Raw genomic sequence first — 18,124 nt, 5'->3', positions numbered from 1 at the left:
TCGTGCAGGCGTGGATGATCCAGATCGCCGCCGCACTGGCGGGCGGCGCCGTCGTCACGATCGTTGCGGCGGTCGTGTTTCGCTTGACGCGCAAGCGACTCGTGACGGCGCTCGAACGCGACGTGGAGCAGTTGCGCGGCGCGCTCGACGCAGCCGATGCGCGCATCGCCGAGGCCAGGTCGGCGCATGCGGAGGCGTCCGATGCATGGGCGCAGCGCGAGGCTCAGCTCGAGGATGCGCTCGCGCGCGAGACGTCCGCGGCCGGCACGCAGCGCGATACCGTGCAGGCGCTGTCGGCGGATCGCGCCGCGCTGGCGCAGCACGCGATGAAGATCGCCGACGAAGCCGCGCGCCTGCGCGGGCTCGCCGGCACCTTCGAGCGCTGGCACGAGCAGATGATCTCGCTGACCACGCAGAACCAGGACATGCGCGCGAAGAACCAGGAGTTGTCGGCAATCGTCGCGCACGTGTCGATCGTGTCGCTGAACGCATCGATCGAGGCCGCGCGCGCCGGCACGGCCGGGCGTGGCTTCTCGATCGTCGCCAGCGAGGTGCGCGGGCTGGCCGCGCGCTCGCAGGAACTGTCGAACAGCTATCGCGACAGCCTGAACCGCAACGACCTCGTGACGGCCGCGACGTTCCAGGACATCCAGGCCGGCGGCAAGATGATCACGGCCGCGCTCGCGACCGTCGAGTCGCTGGCCGGGCAACTTCACGCGCGGATCGAAGGAGGCGTCGCGTGATCAGCGCGCAGGCGAAAGCCGGCTTCGAGCGGATCTTCTTCGACGCGGCGCGCACGCGGCTCGCATCCGGCGGTGCGTGCGACATCCGTCTGGCCGCGGGTCCCGCACACGATCATGCGCACGCGAAGCCGCGTGCGAAGCCGAAGGTGACCGAGCATGTCGCGGTGCTGACGATCTCGGCGCTGCATTTCCGCCTGCTGCTCGCACTGCGCTTTAGCGACGACGAGGCGACGCGCCGCCAATTCGCCGGCGCGACGGCGGGCACGAGCAGCCAGCGGCCGCTGCCCGAAGCGTTCATGGAAGTCGCGAACCTGTGCTGCGGGGCGATCAATCAGGCGCTGACCGCACCGTTTCCCGACCTCGGGATGTCGACGCCTTATCTGCTGAGCGGATCGAGCATCGACTACTTGCCGGCGCTGGCGCCCGATCACGTGGCCGCGTACGACCTGACGCTCGACGGCGACGTGCGGGTCGGCGCGACGTTGTGCGTGTGCGCGAATGCGCCGGTCGATTTCCATGTGCCGGAAACGGCCACGGTGGATACCGGCGGCGAGCTCGAATTGTTCTGATCGACTCCGACCGACCATGAGGAATTCTTGAGATGACCCTGGACAAACCCGTCAGCAAGGTGCTCGTGCTCGACGACAGTCGCGCGCATGCCGACGCGATCAAGCGTTTCTGCGACGAGCACAACCTGATTGGCCTGACCGTGCGGCGCAACCGGCTGCTGAAGGTGCTGCGCTCGAACATCGATCTCGGCGCGATCCTGCTGGCCGAGGATTACGGCGGTTCGCCGGCCGAGAGCGCGATCATCGCGACGCAGATCGATGCGCTGCGCCCCGAGTTGCCGATCATCCTGCGTCGCGAGTCGCTCGCGTCGCGCGACGGGCTGCCGGCGGCGCTCGCGCGCGTCGCATGCGCGGCCTACGTCGCCGACGACATGACGCCGCTCAAGCGCGCGATCGACGAATACCTGTTCGGCCACGATTACCCGAACGCGCTCGTGCGCGGCATCTCGGAGATCACCGAGGCGCGCATCGACAGCCTGTTCCCGGGCATGACGATCGAGCACGAGACACCGTGCATCGTGCGCGACCAGATCATCTTCGGCGAAGTGTTCAGCCTGATCGCGCTCGAAAGCGCATGGTGCCGCGGCTACATGCTGCTGCAGACGAGCGAGCAGCCGCTGCTCGACATGCTCGGCGGCACGCGCGATGCCGGCCGCGCGCCGGATTTCCGCGACGTGAACAGCGTGCTCGGCGAGCTGACCAACCTCGTATGGGGCGCGTTCAAGAACCGCTACCTCGGCGACGCCGAGGCGCTGGCGCGCCATCCGGTGCAGGTGCCGCTCGTCGTCAATCACAAGCAGAAGTTCATCTCGTTCGGCGGCGATTGCCCGCAGCTCTGCTTCAAGTACCGGATGACCGACCCGGCATCGGGGCGTTCCGTCTGCCTCGATCAGCGCTTCGTGTTCAGCCTGAGCTGGTCGCCGGAGGACTTCCGCGAATCGGTGCAGGACGTGGGGCCGATGGTCGAATCGGGCGAGCTCGAACTGTTTTGACTATTGAAGTCAGCAACAAGGAAAGGAAGGGGAATACGACATGGCAAAGATTCTGGTGGTCGACGATTCGGGCACGGTGCGCGACGAGGTCGCGGGCTTCCTGCGCAATCACGGGCTCGACGTCGCGACGGCCGTGGACGGCAAGGACGGCCTCGCGAAGCTCAAGGCGACGCCCGGCGTGCGCCTCGTGATCAGCGACGTGAACATGCCGAACATGGACGGCCTGACGATGGTCGAGAAGATCCGCGGCGAGCTGGCGAACTCGACGGTCAACGTCGTGATGCTGACGACCGAAAGCAGCCCGGCGATGAAGGAGCGCGGCAAGGCCGCCGGCGTGAAGGGCTGGATCGTGAAGCCGTTCAAGGGCGACGCGGTGCTCGACGCGCTGAAGAAGCTCGCGGGCTGACGCACATCGGGCGGCAGCGCGCCCGCTCCCGCCCGCGCATTCAGTGCTGCGGTTCGGGTGGCGTGGCCGCCGCGTCGCCGGTTGTGGCCGGCACGCGTGGCGCGGCCGCCTGCCATTGCACGACGATCATCCCCGCGAAGATCCGCGCGACGCCCTCGATGCGGCCGGGTGTCGCGAGCCGCTGCGCGAGCCCCATCAGCCCGTAGTGGTCGATCGGCAGCGACGCGAGCGGCGCGTCGCCGCGCGGCGCGGCGTGGCCGGCTGCGCGCGCAATTTACAGCGTGCCGCGATGTCCGTATCCTGCCGGATGCCGAGGGCGGCGTGCCTGCGCGACCTGCGCAGCACGCTCGGCATTCAGGACAAACATTCAGGAACGGGACACCATCCGATGAAAATCAAAATCGATCGGGCAGCGCTCGTACGCGGCGCATGCGCGATGCTGGTGGCTGTGCTGGCAGGCGGGTGCGTCGGCACGGGGCAGCAGAATCCGCAACAGGCCGCCGTCGGCGACGGTTCGTCGTACACGTGCCACCCCGTGCAGGTCGACGGGCAGGCAACGGCCGGCAGAGGCGTCAACGGGTGCTACTTCGTGCTGCACGACCCCGCGACGAAGCAGGCGCTGCCGAACACGCGCTATGCGTTCGCGCTCTACACGAGCGCGGCCCAGGACAACCGGGAACTCGAAGTCGAAGGCACGACCGACGCGCAGGGGCGCACGATCTACCTGCGTTCCGCCGCGCCGATCGATGCGTCGCGCATGGTGCTCGTCCGCACGATCGGCGACGGCCCGACGGGGCGCATTCCCGTGCTGGTCCGGCCGCAGGACGGCAAGCGCGTTCCGTTCGCGGAGTACCAGGTCACCGGCTGCAACGGCCCGTATGAAGGGGTGACCGACGAAACGGGGCGCGGCGTGATGTATCGCTGCAAGACGCAGTCGAAGATCGACGTGTCGTTCTATCGGTCACGCCCCTAAGGTGAGCGGGATGGCATCCGGATCCGGCCGCACCGCCGCGCAGCAGACGGAGACGCTGATCGCGAAGGGCGTCGTGTTTACCGTCGCGGGCACGTGCCTGCTGATCGCCACCGCCCTGTACACGCAGTCGACGCGCGAATTCCTGCGAACCTCGATCGTCGTGCCGGGGCGAGTCATCAAGCTGAACGCAGGCCCGCATCATCCGGAGATCGCGTTCACGACGCTCGCGGGCGAGCGGGTCGAATACGCGCAGGGCGGCGAGGTCAGCGTGCAGGACGGCGCGACCGTCGAGGTGCGCTACACGCCCGACGAGCCCAGGATGAGCGCGCGGATGAATACGTTCGGGGCGATCTGGGGTGGCGTACTGACCATCGGCGGGATGGGTGCCCTGTTTTTCCTGGCCGGCGTCGGGCACGTATGGTCGGGCGTGCGTGCATGGCGCGGCAGGCGGATCCCGGCCGCGCGCTGAAGCCGTAGCGCGTTCGTTACCGGCCCGACGGCGCGACGCTCGCGAATTCGTCGACGACGGCTTCGATCACCGCCTGTACGCGTGCGGTCTTGTACAGGTCGGCATGCGCGACGAGCCACACGTCGAAATGATTGCATCGTCGGGGCATGAGGCGCACCAGTTCCGGCTCGGTTTCGGCGCGAAAGCACGGCAGCTCCGCGATGCCGAGCCCCGCAAGTGCGGCTTCGACCAGCATCATCGTCGACGATGTCTGGAACATCACGCGGCCGCGCGACGTCGATTCGCCGCACAGGGCGTCCCACATCGTCGGCACCACCGGCTGCTGGTACATCACCAGATCGTGTCCTTCGAACGCGCTGCCCGCGGCCGGTTCGCCACGCTCGGCCAAGTAGCGGCGCGATGCGTAGATGCCCGTTTCGAGATGACCGAGCCGCCTGACGATCAGGTCCGGCGATTCCGGCCGCAACGTGCGAATCGCGAGATCCGCTTCGCGGCGCGTGAGATTGGCGATCTCGGCCGACGTCACGCACACGACGTCGATGCCGGCATGCCTGCGCCGCAAGCTGGCGATGGCGGGAATCACGAAACGCTTGCCGAGCGTGTCGGTCGTGGCGATTCGCACGGACCCGGCAAGCTGCTCGTCGAGGCCCATCACGCGCCGCTCGATCGTGAGCGACGCCCGTTCCATCGTTTCGGCGGGCTCGAGCAACGCTTCGCCGGCGGTCGTCAGCACATAGAGGGCCGGGGTTCGGAGAAACAGGCGGGCCGAGAGTTCGTCTTCGAGCGCGGCGATCCGACGCCCCACCGTCGCCTGATCGACGTTCAGTTGCGCCGCGGCGCCGCGCAGCGTGCCGGTGCGCGCGAGGGCCAGGAAGAAGCGGGCGTTGTCCCAGTTCATGCGGGTCGGCAGTGTCATCGGGCAGGGTGGCGGCAGACAGTGGAGATGCATATCTGCATCAGGCAAATGCGAAATTATCACTTTTCTGCATCGCGTGCCGTTTCTAGACTCCCGGCATCTGCCTGGAGGTTTCATGCCTGATTGCAATCCTGTTTCCCTTCCCGTATCCATCACGGCAGCGGCCCGCCCGACGGCCCGCGAACGCCGCTTCACGCTTGCGCTCGTCGCGATCGGAATGTTCATGGCGGTACTCGATACGACGATCGTCAACGTTGCGCTGCCGGCGATGCGCGCGAGTCTCGGTGCGACGGTCGCGGAGCTCGCGTGGATCGTCGACGCGTACACGCTCAGCTTCGCCGCGCTGATTCTCGCGGGCGGCGCGCTCTCCGACCGGTTCGGCGCCAAGCACGTCTACCTCGCGGGGCTGGCGCTGTTCGTCGCCGCATCGGCGGGATGCGGCTTCGCATCGTCCGTGGCCGTCCTCGTGGCCGCGCGACTCGCGCAGGGCATGGGCGCCGCGCTCTTTTTACCCGCGTCCCTCGCGGTCGTGCGCAGCACCTTCGACGTGCCTGCCGAGCGGGCGCGGGCGATTGCGGTATGGGCGGGCATCGCGTCGGTTGCGGTGGCCGTGGGGCCGGTGCTGGGCGGCATCCTTGTGGACGATTTCGGCTGGCGCAGCGCGTTCCTGATCAATGTGCCGACCGGCGCGGTCGCGTTTGCCGGGGCGGCCGTACTCGTCCGGGCGTCGGTCGCGCGGCAAACACGCCACTTCGATTGGGCCGGCCAGTGTGTCGGTGCGATCGCGCTCGGCGCGCTGTGTTTTGCCGTGATCGAACTGCCGACGCGCGGCCCGGGCGCGGCGGAAGTCCGGTGCGCGCTTCTGGTCGCCGGACTCGCCGCAGCCGCGCTGGTCGTCATCGAGCGGCGTGTTCGCGATCCGATGGTTCCGCTGGCGTGGTTTCGCAATCGCACCTTCGTCGCGATGAACCTGATGGGCAGCCTCGTCTATGTCGGCTACTTCGGCTTGCTGTTCGTGCTGAGCCTGTACCTGCACGGGCGCTTCGGCATGAGTGCGCGGCAGACGGGGCTGACGCTGTTGCCGTTCGCGCTGAGCCTGTCGTTCGGCAATCTGTTGTCCGGAAAATTACAGGGCCGGGTGCGCCCGGTCCGGCTGATGGCGAACGGTCTCGGGATGGCGGCGCTGGCCGTTCCGGCGCTCGCGGCCGCGCTTGCGCTGCGCGCGCCGTGGCCGGTAGCCTGGACGGCGATGGCCGCATTCGGCACTGGGACCGCGCTGTCCGTGGCGCCGATGATCGCGACCGTACTCGAACAGGTGCCCGCGGACGCGGCGGGTGTGGCGTCGGGATTCCTCAATGCGGCGCGACAGGCAGGTAGCTTGTTCGGCGTGGCCATCGCCAGCGCCGCGACGATGCTGTTGCCGAATCCGACCGCCGCGCTGTGGGCGGTCGCGGCGGTCGGTTGTGTCGCCTATGCGACGGCCGCCCTTGCCGCGCGGACGGCCGGCACGGCGAAACCCGCGCAGCGAAGCCGCTGACGCGCGAATCGCGTGGTCCGCACGGCGGTACGTGGCAAGCAGGTCACCGCGCAGGCACGTGCGGCCGCGCGGACTGGACGCCGCACGGAATGTGGAGGACCATTTCACCGACATGCCGCGAACGCGCGCGCACCATCGCTGCCCGTTCGCGCCGCATCGAATCCTGCCGAACCCCATCGAGCGGAACATCATGGAATCCGATCAAGAGACTGCCGGGCCGATCCTGTTGCGCGATGCGCGCGACGGCGTCGTCACGCTGCGGCTGAACCGCCCGCAGCAGTTCAACGCATTGTCCGAGGCGATGCTCGCGAGCCTGCACGATGCGTTTGCGTCGCTCGCGGCCGATCCGGGCGTGCGCTGCGTCGTGCTGGCCGCCGAAGGCAAGGCGTTCTGCGCGGGCCACGACCTGCGGCAGATGCGCAGCAAGCCCGAACTCGACTACTACCGCGCGCTGTTCGCGCAATGCAGCCGCGTGATGCTCGCGATGCGCGCGTTGCCGGTGCCGGTCATCGCACGCGTGCACGGCATTGCGACGGCGGCCGGCTGCCAGCTCGTCGCCGCGTGCGACCTGGCGATCGCGGCCGATACCGCGCGCTTCGCGGTATCGGGCATCAACGTGGGGTTGTTCTGTTCGACGCCGGCCGTTGCGTTGAGCCGCAACGTCACGGCGAAGCGTGCGTTCGACATGCTGATGACCGGGCGCTTCGTCGATGCGGCGACGGCCGCCGCGTGGGGGCTCGTCAACGAGGCCGTGCCCGAGGACGCGCTCGATGCGGCCGTCGCACGCAAGGTTGCGGAGATCGTCGGGAAGAGCCCGGCCGCGGTGCGTTACGGCAAGCAGATGTTCTATCGCCAGCGCGAGTTGCCGCTCGACGAAGCCTACGCGTATGCGGGCGACGTGATGGCGCGCAACATGATGGAAGAGGATGCGGGCGAAGGCATCGACGCGTTCCTCGAGAAGCGCAAGCCGACGTGGCGCGCGTAGTGCGTCGCCGGATGGCGCGCCGAACGGAGCGCAAGGGCAGTCATCCACGCGTGTCCTGCCCGCCGGAAAGCAAACGGGCCGCCCGAGGCGGCCCGCGAATCACGCGGCAGGCGAGGCGATGCAACCGCGCCGCCGCATCGACGCCGGTCAGCGCCCGTAGCTACCGGTGCGCAGCGCGGGCTGTTCGCTCGACGCACCCGGCGGCACGATCACGACCGGCACACGCTGCGCGAGCGCGCACATCAGCTCGTAGCCGATCGTGCCGCTGGCTTGCGCCACGTCATCTACCTTGACCTGGTCGCCCCACAGCTCGACGCTCGACCCGATGCCCGCGTTCGGGCACTGCGTCAGGTCGACGGTCAGCATGTCCATCGACACGCGGCCGACGACGCGCGTCATCACGCCGTCCACCGCGATCGGCGTGCCGGTCGGGGCGTGGCGCGGATAGCCGTCCGCATAGCCGCATGCGACGACGCCGATCCGCATCGCCCGGTCGGCCGTGAAGCGGCGGCCGTAGCCGACGGTTTCTTCCGGCGCGATCGTCTGCACGCCGATGATCTTGCTGGTGAGCGTCATCGCGGCCATCAGCGGCGTGTCGGCGATATCCCGCGCCGCACCCGTCGGCGATGCACCGTACAGGATCGTGCCGGGCCGCACCCAGTCGCGGTGTGCGCGCGGATGCCACAGCACGGCGGCCGAATTCGACGTCGAGCGCTCGCCCGGAATCCCCGCCGTGGCCGCATCGAACTGGTCGAGCTGCCAGTCGACTTCGCCTTCGTCGGCGTTCGCGAAATGCATCATCAGCGTGATCTTGCCGATCGACGGCGCGTTGGCCGCACGTTCCCACGCGGCACGGAAAGCGGCAGGCCGGTAGCCGAGCCGGTTCATCCCGGAGTTCATCTTGAGCTGGATGTCGATCGGCTGCCGCGGCTTTGCCGCGATCAGCAGGTCGAGCTGTTCGTCGCAGTGCACGGCGACCGTCAGGCGGTTCCGATCGGCGAGGTCGACGTCGGCCGGCTCGAAGATCCCTTCGAGCAGCAGCACGGGCTTGTCCCAGCCGAGCTCGCGCACGCGCACGGCTTCGTCGAGATCGAGCAGCGCGATGCCGTCGGCGGCGGCGAGGCCCGGGTAGATCCGCTCGATGCCGTGGCCATATGCGTTGGCCTTGATCACGCCCCACACGCGCGATCGCGCGGCGGTGCGGCGGATGAAGTCGAGGTTGTGGCGGACAGCGTCGGGGCGGATATGGGCGACGATGGGACGGGGCATGGCGATGTCTCGGGTCGGATGTCGTTCGGTGCGCGCGGCGGCGCGCGGCGGCCTGGCGCGACAATGCGCCGGGCCAGTGTTGAGCGCTATCTTATTGGTGTTCGACCAGTTTTAATTAACGTTTTTGTCGATGATTTGGTGGAAATTGTGGTGCCCGACCAGGCTGGCCGCGACGGCCGGCGACCGCTCCAGCCGAGTCTCCCGTCTAGAAAACCGGTGCGTGAACGGCACGGCGCAATGCTAAGCTCTCGGCGATCTTGTCATTGATCAATGTAATCATAAAGGAGGAGACTTTTGATGACGACGTCCCAGCTGTGCCTGTTCATCGTGGCGCTGTTGCCGTTTTCGATGACGTTTCTCGCGAAAGCCCGCAAGGGCTACGACAACCGCGCGCCGCGCGACTACCTGGCGAAGCTCGAAGGCTGGCGCGCCCGCGCGCAGGCCGCGCACCAGAACGCGTGGGAGGCGCTCGCGCTGTTCACGGCCGCGCTGGTGGTCGCGTGGCACAACGGCGCGAACCTGCATCGCGTCGACCAGCTTGCGATGGCATTCGTCGCGATCCGCGTCGTCTATATGCTGATGTACCTGCTGAACTGGGCATCGCTGCGTTCGCTCGTGTGGTTTGGCGGGATGGCGTGCGTGGTCGCGCTGTTCTTCGCTGTGCCGTAAGCGGCGCATGCGGGCGAGGCCGGCGCGTTACTTGCCGGTCGCGCCGCCCGTGCCGCGCACGAGACTGTCGTTGGATGCGGGCGCAACGATCGGGCCAGCGACCGGTGCCGCTTCCGCTTCCGCTTCGCGGCGCAGGAACTCGATCAGCGGATCGAGCAACCGGTGCCGCGTCGACGGGTTGCGGCGCAGCACGAAGCGCCACGACGCAGTGCGTTCGATGCCCGGCTTCAACGGCACCAGGCGCCCGCTGCGCAGCTCCGGCTCGATCAGCGGCATGCGGCCGAGCGCGATGCCCGCGCCGCCGACCGCCGCGCCGATCACCTGGCTGAAACTGCTGTAACGGACGATCTTCGTCTCGAAGTCGCCCGGCAAGCCGAATTCGGATGCCCAGTTGCGCCAGTCGATCTCGGGGCTGTCCTCGTGCATCTCCTGCAGCAGCCGCGAGCGGCACACGTGCCCCGATGCGTACGGAAACAGCTCGGGGCTGCATACCGGGAACACGGTCTCCTGCATCAGCACGTCGTCGTCGGCCCGCAGCCGGTGCGCGGGCACGTGCACGATCGCCAGATCGACGCCGCTGCGCGCGTAATCCGGTTCGTCGTCGAGCACGACGGCATGCAGCGGCGTTTCGGGATGAAGCGACGAGAATTCCGCGAGGCGGCGTGCGAGCCACATCGCCGAAAACGGTGCGTTGGCGGAGACGGTGAGCCGTTGCGCGGTGCCGCGAATGTCGGCGCAGGCGTCGGTCAGCCGCGACAGCGCATCGCTGACCGCCGGCAGCAGGCGTGCGCCGGCCGGCGTGACGCTGATGCCGCCGAGCCCCGTGCTGCGTTCGAGCAGCCGCGCGCCGAGCGATTCCTCGAGCGTGCGGATCTGGTGACTGACCGCGCTCGTCGACACGTTCAGCTCGACCGCCGCGCGCGCGAACCCGCCGAGGCGGACGGCCGCCTCGAAAGCCCGCAATGCGCCGAGGGGAGGGAGGTGCGACATGCGGGGTATTGTAGTTGACTCAACACCCGTTGAAAAATCATCTTTTGCCGCGCGCGGGCCGCGCGGGTAGCCTCGATCCGGTCAAGAAAAAACGTCATCAGACACGACTGGAGGGCTTCATGTATTTCGACCGACGACTATGGGCAATGATGGCGGGACTGCGCTGGCGGGTTGCCGCGGCCGTCGCGCTCGGCCTGCTCGCGATGGGTGTCGGGATCCTGCGCTTCGTCTTTCTCGGCCGCGTGCTGGCGCTGGTGTTTTCCGGCGCGCCGGCGCGCAGCATCGGCGAAGCCGTCGTTGCAACGGCGGCCTGCGTGCTGCTGCGTGCATGGCTCGACCATCGCCGCACGGTGCTCGCGCAGCACACGGCCGGGCGCGTGCAGGCCACGCTGCGCGCGCGGCTGTTCGACCGGATCGCGGCGCTCGGCCCCGCATGGTTCAGCGGTGAGCGCACGGGCGGCGTGATGCTGGCCGTCGTCGACGGCGTCGAGCAGCTGCAGACCTTTTTCGGCACCTACCTGCCGCAGCTCGTGATCGCCGCCTGCGCGCCGGTGATGATCTTCGCGGTGCTCGCGTGGTGGGACGTGCCGACGGCCGCGATCCTGCTGGTCGCGGCGCTCGTCACGCTTGCGTTGCCGCAGCTCGTGCATCGCGCCGACAAGCGTGCGGCGCTCGCGCGTTCGGCCGCGTTCAAGGCTTTCGGCGAGGAGTTTCTCGACGCAGTGCAAGGCCTGCCGACGCTGAAGGCGTTCGGGCAAGGCACGGCATTCGGCGCGAAGCTGGCCGCGAAGGCGCGCGCGCTGTCCGACAGCACGTTCTGGGTGCTCGCACTCGGCCTGCTGACGCGGCTCTTTACCGATCTCGGCACCGGCCTCGGCGCGGCCGTTGCCATCGCGGTCGGCGCGTGGCGCGTGCGGCACGGCGACATGAGCCTCGAGGCGCTGCTGATCGTGCTGATGGCCGGCAGCGAAATTTTCCGGCCGCTGCGCGACCTGCGTTCCGTGCTGCACCAGGGGATGATCGGCCAGTCGGCGGCGAATGCGATCCACGCGCTGCTCGACGCCGGCAGCCACGCGCCGGCCGCCGATGCGCCGCGCGTGCCGGGCCTGCGGCCGGAGATCGGGTTCGACGCCGTCAGCTTCGCGTATCCGGGGCGCCGCGCCGGCGCGCATGCGGCGCTGAGCTTCTCGGTGCGCGAGGGCGAGACGGTGGCGATCGTCGGGCCGAGCGGCGCGGGCAAGTCGACCATCGTGCGCCTGCTGCTGCGCCAGCACGATGCGCAGGGCGGCGTGATCCGCATCGGCGGTCACGACGTGCGCACGCTCGATGCCGGCCAGGTGCGCGAGATGATCGCGGTCGTCGCGCAGGATGCGACGCTGTTCGACGGCAGCGTCGCCGACAACCTGCGGCTCGGCCGCCCCGATGCGAGCGACGCGGACATGATCGCCGCGGCGCGCGCCGCCAACGCGCACGATTTCATCTCGGCGCTGCCCGACGGCTACGCGACGCGCATCGGCGAACGCGGGCTCATGCTGTCGGGCGGCCAGCGCCAGCGCCTCGCGATTGCCCGCGCGCTGCTGCGCGATGCGCCGATCCTGCTGCTCGACGAGGCGCTGTCGTCGGTCGACGCGGAGAACGAAGCGCTGATCCAGCAGGCGCTCGACCGGCTCACGCGCGGGCGGACCACGCTCGTGCTCGCGCACCGGCTGTCCAGCGTGATCGGCGCCGACCGCATCCTGGTGCTCGACCAGGGGCAGGTGGTCGACGAGGGCACGCACGCGGCGCTGATCGCGCGTGACGGCCCGTATCGCCGGCTGATGGGGCCGCAACTGGAAGCGGTCGCCGAATCGGTCGGCGTGGCGACGACGGCCGGCGCGACCGCGCGCGCGTCGTCGGGGCCGCAGGTGCGGCCGCTGAACGACGATGCGGCGGAGATCGGCTGGCCGGAAACCCTGCGGACGCTGCTGCGCTTCGTGCGTCCGTGGACGGGCAAGGTCGTGCTGACGGTGTTGTTCGGGATCGGCCGCGTGCTCGCGTTCATCGGCGTCGGCGTGATCGGCGCGCGGGTGGTCGGCGCGGTGCCGGGCGGCCACGTGAGCCCGGCGCTCGTCACCGCGCTGCTCGTGATCGCACCGGTGGCGGCCGTGCTGCACTGGCTCGAATCGTGGCTTGCGCATGACATGGCGTACCGGCTGCTCGCGGAGATGCGCATCGCGCTGTTCGGGACGCTCGAACGCCTCGCGCCGGCCGGGCTGCTGCGCCGCCGATCCGGCGATCTCGTGTCGCTCGCGACGCAGGACGTCGAGACCGTCGAGTATTTCTATGCGCACACGCTGGCGCCCGCATTCGTCGCGGTGCTCGTGCCGGCCGCCGTGCTGGTGCTGCTTGCGTCGGTGGCCTGGCCGCTCGCGCTCGTGCTGCTGCCGTTCCTGTCGTGGGCCGGGCTCGCGCCGGTGCTGGCGCGGCGCGATGTCGACCGGCTCGGCACCGGCGCACGCGAAGCGCTTGGCCAGCTCGGCGCGCACCTGACCGAAACGATCCAGGGGCTCGCGGAGCTGACCGCGTTCCAGGCCGTCGCGCGCCGGCGCGCAGCGTTCGTGGCCGAAGTCGATGCGTACCGCAAGCAACGCGCGAAGCTGCTCGACGACCTGTCGGCGCAGAGCGCCGCGCTGGAGATCGCGAGCGGGCTCGGCGGGCTGGTCGTCGCGGCGCTCGGCGCGCTGCTGTGCGCACGCGGCTGGTTTCCGCGCGAGTCGTTGCCGCTGCTGGTGCTGGTCGCGGTGGCCGCCTTCATGCCGGTGGCCGAAATCGGCCAGGTCGCGCGCCAGCTCGCCGACACGATCGCGTCGACGCGCCGTTTGCGCGCGCTGGAGAAGGAGCCGGTGCCGGTGACGGACGGCACGCTTGCGATGCCTGCCGATCCGGCGGTGCGTTTCGAGGCCGTGTCCTTCACGTACCCGGGCCGCAGCGTGCCCGCGATCGACCGCGTGAGCTTCGAGGTGCCGCCCGGCAGCACGATCGCGCTGGTCGGTGCGTCGGGCGCCGGCAAGTCGACGGTCGCGAGCCTGCTGCTGCGCTTCTGGGATCCGCAGCAGGGCCGCGTGACGCTCGGCGGCGTCGACCTGCGCGACTTGCGGCTCGACGACCTGCGGCAGCACATCGCGCTGGTTGCGCAGGATACCTACCTGTTCAACGACACGCTCGAAGCGAACATCCGGCTCGCCGCGAACGACGCGTCCGACGCGGACGTGCGGCGCGCGATAGACCATGCGGCGCTCGGCGAATTCGTCGCGAGGCTGCCGGACGGGCTCGCGACGCGCGTCGGCGAGCGCGGCGTGCAACTGTCGGGTGGCCAGCGCCAGCGTGTCGCGATTGCGCGCGCGTTCCTGAAGGATGCGCCGGTGCTGATCCTCGACGAAGCGACGTCCCATCTGGACACGATCAGCGAGCAGCAGATCCGTGCGGCGCTGGAAGACCTGATGACGCAGCGCACGTCGATCATCATCGCGCACCGGCTGTCGACCGTGCGCAATGCCGACCTGATCCTCGTGATGGAACACGGCAGCGTGATCGAAGCCGGACGGCATGCCGACCTGATCGCGCGGCAGGGTGCGTATGCGCGGCTCGTGTCGCATCAGGCGAGCGGGGTAGCGGCGTAAGCGGCGCTGCATCGGTGCGCGGCCGACCGGCTGGGCCGCGCGCATTCCGCAACATTCGTTGAGCCGCACCGGCGATTGCCGGCATCGCGGGGGCAACCGCCCCGGCACGACGCCGCGCGTCGAAGCGCTGACGATCCGCGCTGACAGACGCGCTGAAAAACGGGCTGACAAGCGGGCGACAAGCGGGCGACAAGCGGGCGACAAGCGGGCGACAAGCGGGCGACAAGCGGGCGACAAGCGGACCGACAAGCGGGCGACAAGCGGACCGACAAGCGCGCTGGCGGTGGCGATCCGCGCCGCGCGGTTGCGCCGCTATCCTCCTCTCGCGCGTGACGCCCGGCGCGGCAAACCTGCCGGTCCGCGCCAGTCACCGCCAACTGTTCGTCAGACATCGCCATCGACCCGCGCGGCATGATCCGGCCCGGCTCGGCCCGGCCGCTTTGCCCCCGGGCCGCATTCCCTTTCCTCCGATTTATCTGCCTCGCACGTCGCGGGTTTGTCTCGATGCATTTATCCGTTGCGGACTTTTTTGTTGTCGTAGTATCGCCGTTGACAACACATGTTGCACTAATGTCTAATTCGGCATCGCATGTTGCGGTGCGGCTTGATGTCGTCGTCCCGCCGGCCGTCCGGCCGGTCACATCGCTCAATCATGCGGAGAGAAACCATGAGTCGCCGTTCCTTCCTGAAAGCCGTCGCGGTCGTTGCCGCGCTCGGCGCAAGCCTCGCACACGCGGATACCAGGACGCTCGTCGTCGGCACCGACACGTCGTTCATGCCGTTCGAGTTCAAGCAGGGCGACAAGTACGTCGGCTTCGATCTCGACCTGTGGGCGGAGATCGCGAAGGACCAGGGCTGGAAATACTCGATCCAGCCGATGGATTTCGCGGGCCTGATCCCGGCGCTGCAGACGCAGAACATCGACGTCGCGCTGTCGGGGATGACGATCAAGGAAGAGCGCAAGAAGGCGATCGACTTCTCCGCGCCGTACTACGACAGCGGTCTCGCGGCGATGGTCCAGACCGGCAACACGACGATCAAGTCGATCGACGACCTGAACGGCAAGGTGATCGCCGCGAAAACAGGCACGGCGACGATCGACTGGATCAAGGCGCACCTGAAACCGAAGGAGATCCGCCAGTTCCCGAACATCGACCAGGCGTACCTCGCGCTCGAAGCCGGCCGCGTCGATGCGGCGATGCACGACACGCCGAACGTGCTGTTCTTCGTGAACAACGAAGGCAAGGGCAAGGTGAAGGTCGCGGGCCAGCCGGTCAGCGGCGACAAGTACGGGATCGGCTTCCCGAAGGGCAGCCCGCTCGTGCCGAAGGTCAACGCGTCGCTCATGAAGATCCGGGCCGACGGCCGCTACGCGCAGATCTACAAGAAGTGGTTCGGCGCCGAGCCGCCGAAGATGTGAGCGTGACGCCGCAACAGCGCGCGGCCGTGCGGCCGCGCCGGTCTTGAATCGAACGGGGAGCGACAAGTGAATTTCGATTGGTCGGCGATCTGGGCGGCGTTGCCGGACCTGATGGACGGGGTCCGGTTGACGGTGTTCATCGCATTTTTCGGGCTGGTGGGCGGCTTCGTCGTCGGGATGATCGCGGGCATGTTCCGCGCATACGGACCGAAGGCGATGAACGTGCTCGCACAGGTTTATATCGAATTGATCCGCGGCACGCCGATCGTCGTGCAGGTGATGTTCCTGTATTTCGCGCTGCCGTTGCTCGCGCATATCCGCATCGACGGCCTGACGGCCGCGATCATCGCGATCACGGTGAATTCCGGCGCGTATCTCGCGGAAGTGGTGCGCGGCGCGCTGCTGTCGATCCCGAAGGGGCTGACGGAAGCGGGGCTCGCGATGGGCTTGTCGATGCCGCGCGTGCTGCTGAAGGTGGTCGGGCCGCTCGCGTTCCGGCGCCTGATTCCGCCGCTCGGCAACCAGTGCATCGTGAGCCTGAAGGACACGTCGCTGTTCATCGTGATCGGCGTCGGCGAACTGACGCGCAAGGGGCAGGAAATCATCGCGGGCAATTTCCAGGCGGTCGAGATCTGGACGGCGGTGGCCGTCATCTATCTGCTGCTGACCGGCGCCATGACGCTGACGCTGCGGCTCGTCGAGAAGAGGATGCGCATCCTATGAGCATGATCGAATTCCAGAACGTGTCGAAGAGCTTCGGCCACGTGCCGGTGCTGAAGCACATCGACCTGAAGATCGACGCGGGCGAGGTGGTCGTCGTGATCGGCCCGTCCGGCTCGGGCAAGTCGACGATGCTGCGTTGTATCAACGCGCTCGAGAAAATCACCGGCGGCGAATTGCTCGTCGACGGCCAGAGCGTGCGCGGCAACGCGACGACGATCCGCAACATCCGGCTCGAAGCCGGCATGGTGTTCCAGCAGTTCAACCTGTTTCCGCAGATGACCGCACTCGAGAACGTGATGTTCGGGCCGATCCAGGTACGCGGCGCATCGCGTGCCGACGCGCGTGACCAGGCGATGGCGCTGCTCGACAAGGTCGGCCTCGAATCGCGCGCGAATCATTATCCGTCGGAGCTGTCGGGCGGCCAGCAGCAGCGTGTCGCGATTGCGCGCGCGCTCGCGATCCGGCCGCGGCTGATGCTGTTCGATGAGCCGACCTCGGCGCTCGATCCGGAATTGCGCCACGAAGTGCTGAAAGTGATGCAGGATCTGGCTACCGAAGGGATGACGATGATCGTCGTCACGCACGAGATCGGCTTTGCGAAACGGGTCGGCACGCGCCTGCTGTTCATGGATCAGGGCGGGATTGCCGAGGACGGCCATCCGGTCGACCTGATCGACCGGCCGCCGACGCCGCGCCTGAAGGAATTCCTGAAACACGTGTCCTGAACGATATCGAAACATCCGACATGCCGCCTTCCCTTTCTCCCGTCATCGCCGGCGCGTCGTTCGACATCGGCGTGCGCCTCGGCGAGCTCGCCCGCCCCGTATTCGATGCATACATGCAGCAGAGCAGCGCGTGGCAGGCCGTGCGGCGCTGGCGCGGCCATCCGTTCGTCGCTGCGCTGCGGCAGGCGGCGCTGGCCGCGTACCCCGATCTCGTCGCGGAACTGGACGGGATCGCGGCAGGCATCGGCTGGCCGGCCGAGGACATCTTCCTCTGGAATTGCCGCGGCGAGCTGATCCACAACGCGCCGGACGGCTGCACGACGCTCGCCGCGCGCGGCGCTGACGGCACGCGCTGGATCGCGCACAACGAGGACGGCGATCCGTTCCTGCGCGAGCGCTGCCTGCTCGTCGACGTGCAGCCGGCGGGCAAGCCGGGCTTCATCAGCTTCTACTACCCCGGTTCGCTGCCGGGCCATACCTTTGCGGCGAACCGGGCGGGCATCGCGCAGGCGATCAACAACCTGCGGATCCGCACGCCGGCAGCGGGCGTGCCGCGCATGATCCTCGCGCGCGCGGTGCTCGATGCGACGTCGCTCGACGCGGCGGCCGACGTGCTGCGCGGTCATGCGCGCGCAAGCGGCTTTCATCACACGATCGGTGCGACCGGCGATGAACGCTTGCTGAGCATCGAGGCGAGCGTCGCGCGCTGTTCGGCGATCGACGTCGCGCGGCTCGCGGGGCATGCGAACCATCTCGTGCATCCCGGCTGCGACGCGGAGGCGCAGATCGTCACGCAATCGTCGGCCGACCGCCAGCGCCGCGTCGATGCGCTGACGCCCGCCATCGACGCGATCGACGAAGCCGCGCTGCGGCGCGTGCTCGGCGATCGCGCACCGGAAGGGTTGCCGATCTACCGCGACGATCCGGCCGACCCCGACGACGAGAACACGCTGGCCACGGCCGTGTTCGCGATCGGCGCGGCATCGATCGATTTCACCATTCACCAACACGGCACGCCGCGTTTCGCGACGCGCATCGTGCCGTCCGGACGCGCGCACGACGCGTCCTGATCCATGAGG

General features: G+C 68.6%; 18 protein-coding genes. 14 read left to right on the top strand and 4 right to left on the bottom strand.

What is annotated here, in order from left to right; all coding sequences use genetic code 11:
- Nucleotides 1-2: 2 nt before the first annotated feature.
- Genes ACPTTC_RS27575 through ACPTTC_RS27560 form a run of 4 tightly spaced genes read left to right on the top strand, consistent with a single transcriptional unit; the run spans nt 3 to nt 2,710 of the window.
- Entirely contained in the window at nt 3-743 is a 741-nt protein-coding gene (locus tag ACPTTC_RS27575) for a methyl-accepting chemotaxis protein (protein ID WP_423395725.1), read from the top strand.
- A complete protein-coding gene (locus ACPTTC_RS27570; RefSeq protein WP_423394748.1) occupies nt 740-1,312 on the top strand; it encodes a hypothetical protein in 573 nt (190 codons plus the stop codon). The genes ACPTTC_RS27575 and ACPTTC_RS27570 overlap by 4 nt, the downstream gene beginning before the upstream one ends.
- Before the next feature lie 32 nt (nt 1,313-1,344).
- Complete coding sequence (locus tag ACPTTC_RS27565; protein ID WP_423394747.1) at nt 1,345-2,304, top strand: chemotaxis protein CheX; 960 nt, start codon at nt 1,345-1,347, stop codon at nt 2,302-2,304.
- A gap of 40 nt (nt 2,305-2,344) precedes the next feature.
- Entirely contained in the window at nt 2,345-2,710 is a 366-nt protein-coding gene (locus tag ACPTTC_RS27560; RefSeq protein ID WP_011355572.1) for a response regulator, read from the top strand.
- 40 nt (nt 2,711-2,750) lie between these two features.
- On the opposite strand, the gene ACPTTC_RS27555 is transcribed toward ACPTTC_RS27560, so the two are convergent.
- Nucleotides 2,751-2,906: a hypothetical protein gene (locus tag ACPTTC_RS27555; protein ID WP_423394746.1), complete on the bottom strand. Its 156-nt coding sequence runs from the start codon at nt 2,904-2,906 to the stop codon at nt 2,751-2,753.
- A 192-nt stretch (nt 2,907-3,098) separates the two neighbouring features.
- Between ACPTTC_RS27555 and ACPTTC_RS27550 the strand changes: the two genes are divergently transcribed.
- Both ACPTTC_RS27550 and ACPTTC_RS27545 read left to right on the top strand, forming a co-directional pair.
- On the top strand, nt 3,099-3,683 hold the full coding sequence (locus tag ACPTTC_RS27550; RefSeq protein WP_423394745.1) for a hypothetical protein: 585 nt from the start codon (nt 3,099-3,101) through the stop codon (nt 3,681-3,683).
- Between the two features lie 10 nt (nt 3,684-3,693).
- Nucleotides 3,694-4,152: a DUF3592 domain-containing protein gene (locus ACPTTC_RS27545; protein ID WP_423394744.1), complete on the top strand. Its 459-nt coding sequence runs from the start codon at nt 3,694-3,696 to the stop codon at nt 4,150-4,152.
- A gap of 16 nt (nt 4,153-4,168) precedes the next feature.
- Here the strand turns inward: ACPTTC_RS27545 and ACPTTC_RS27540 are convergent, their stop codons facing one another.
- Nucleotides 4,169-5,050: a LysR family transcriptional regulator gene (locus ACPTTC_RS27540; protein WP_069261119.1), complete on the bottom strand. Its 882-nt coding sequence runs from the start codon at nt 5,048-5,050 to the stop codon at nt 4,169-4,171.
- Between the two features lie 133 nt (nt 5,051-5,183).
- On the opposite strand from ACPTTC_RS27540, the gene ACPTTC_RS27535 reads away from it, so the two are divergent.
- Both ACPTTC_RS27535 and ACPTTC_RS27530 read left to right on the top strand, forming a co-directional pair.
- Nucleotides 5,184-6,605: an MFS transporter gene (locus tag ACPTTC_RS27535; protein ID WP_423394743.1), complete on the top strand. Its 1,422-nt coding sequence runs from the start codon at nt 5,184-5,186 to the stop codon at nt 6,603-6,605.
- Between the two features lie 190 nt (nt 6,606-6,795).
- Complete coding sequence (locus ACPTTC_RS27530; protein WP_423394742.1) at nt 6,796-7,590, top strand: enoyl-CoA hydratase; 795 nt, start codon at nt 6,796-6,798, stop codon at nt 7,588-7,590.
- A gap of 147 nt (nt 7,591-7,737) precedes the next feature.
- On the opposite strand, the gene alr is transcribed toward ACPTTC_RS27530, so the two are convergent.
- On the bottom strand, nt 7,738-8,859 hold the full coding sequence (gene alr / locus ACPTTC_RS27525; protein WP_423394741.1) for an alanine racemase: 1,122 nt from the start codon (nt 8,857-8,859) through the stop codon (nt 7,738-7,740).
- Nucleotides 8,860-9,156: 297 nt separating this feature from the next.
- Here alr and ACPTTC_RS27520 point away from each other — a divergent pair, with 297 nt between their 5' ends.
- The gene (locus ACPTTC_RS27520; RefSeq protein ID WP_423394740.1) at nt 9,157-9,528 is read left to right on the top strand and encodes an MAPEG family protein; all 372 of its coding nucleotides are present in this window, start codon (nt 9,157-9,159) and stop codon (nt 9,526-9,528) included.
- Nucleotides 9,529-9,555: 27 nt separating this feature from the next.
- Here the strand turns inward: ACPTTC_RS27520 and ACPTTC_RS27515 are convergent, their stop codons facing one another.
- Nucleotides 9,556-10,518, bottom strand: coding sequence for a LysR family transcriptional regulator (locus ACPTTC_RS27515; protein WP_423394739.1), 963 nt, complete (start codon nt 10,516-10,518; stop codon nt 9,556-9,558).
- A 119-nt stretch (nt 10,519-10,637) separates the two neighbouring features.
- Here ACPTTC_RS27515 and ACPTTC_RS27510 point away from each other — a divergent pair, with 119 nt between their 5' ends.
- From ACPTTC_RS27510 to ACPTTC_RS27490, 5 genes are all read left to right on the top strand, one after another.
- Nucleotides 10,638-14,177: an ATP-binding cassette domain-containing protein gene (locus tag ACPTTC_RS27510; RefSeq protein WP_423394738.1), complete on the top strand. Its 3,540-nt coding sequence runs from the start codon at nt 10,638-10,640 to the stop codon at nt 14,175-14,177.
- 667 nt (nt 14,178-14,844) lie between these two features.
- Nucleotides 14,845-15,597 carry a glutamine ABC transporter substrate-binding protein GlnH gene (gene glnH / locus ACPTTC_RS27505; RefSeq protein WP_423394737.1) on the top strand — a complete coding sequence of 251 codons (753 nt, stop codon included), beginning with the start codon at nt 14,845-14,847 and terminating at the stop codon, nt 15,595-15,597.
- A gap of 66 nt (nt 15,598-15,663) precedes the next feature.
- Nucleotides 15,664-16,320 carry a glutamine ABC transporter permease GlnP gene (gene glnP, locus ACPTTC_RS27500; protein ID WP_059607785.1) on the top strand — a complete coding sequence of 219 codons (657 nt, stop codon included), beginning with the start codon at nt 15,664-15,666 and terminating at the stop codon, nt 16,318-16,320.
- Entirely contained in the window at nt 16,317-17,045 is a 729-nt protein-coding gene (gene glnQ / locus ACPTTC_RS27495; protein WP_059237091.1) for a glutamine ABC transporter ATP-binding protein GlnQ, read from the top strand. Before glnP ends, glnQ begins: the two co-directional genes overlap by 4 nt.
- A gap of 20 nt (nt 17,046-17,065) precedes the next feature.
- Nucleotides 17,066-18,115 (top strand): C45 family autoproteolytic acyltransferase/hydolase, encoded by a 1,050-nt coding sequence (locus ACPTTC_RS27490; protein ID WP_423394736.1) that lies wholly within the window; start codon nt 17,066-17,068, stop codon nt 18,113-18,115.
- Nucleotides 18,116-18,124: the final 9 nt, after the last annotated feature.

It is taken from the genome of Burkholderia mycopellens, from assembly GCF_964265025.1.
GTDB lineage: Bacteria > Pseudomonadota > Gammaproteobacteria > Burkholderiales > Burkholderiaceae > Burkholderia.
Note: the sequence above shows the minus strand (reverse complement) of the source record. Positions and strands in the feature narration are given on the sequence as shown.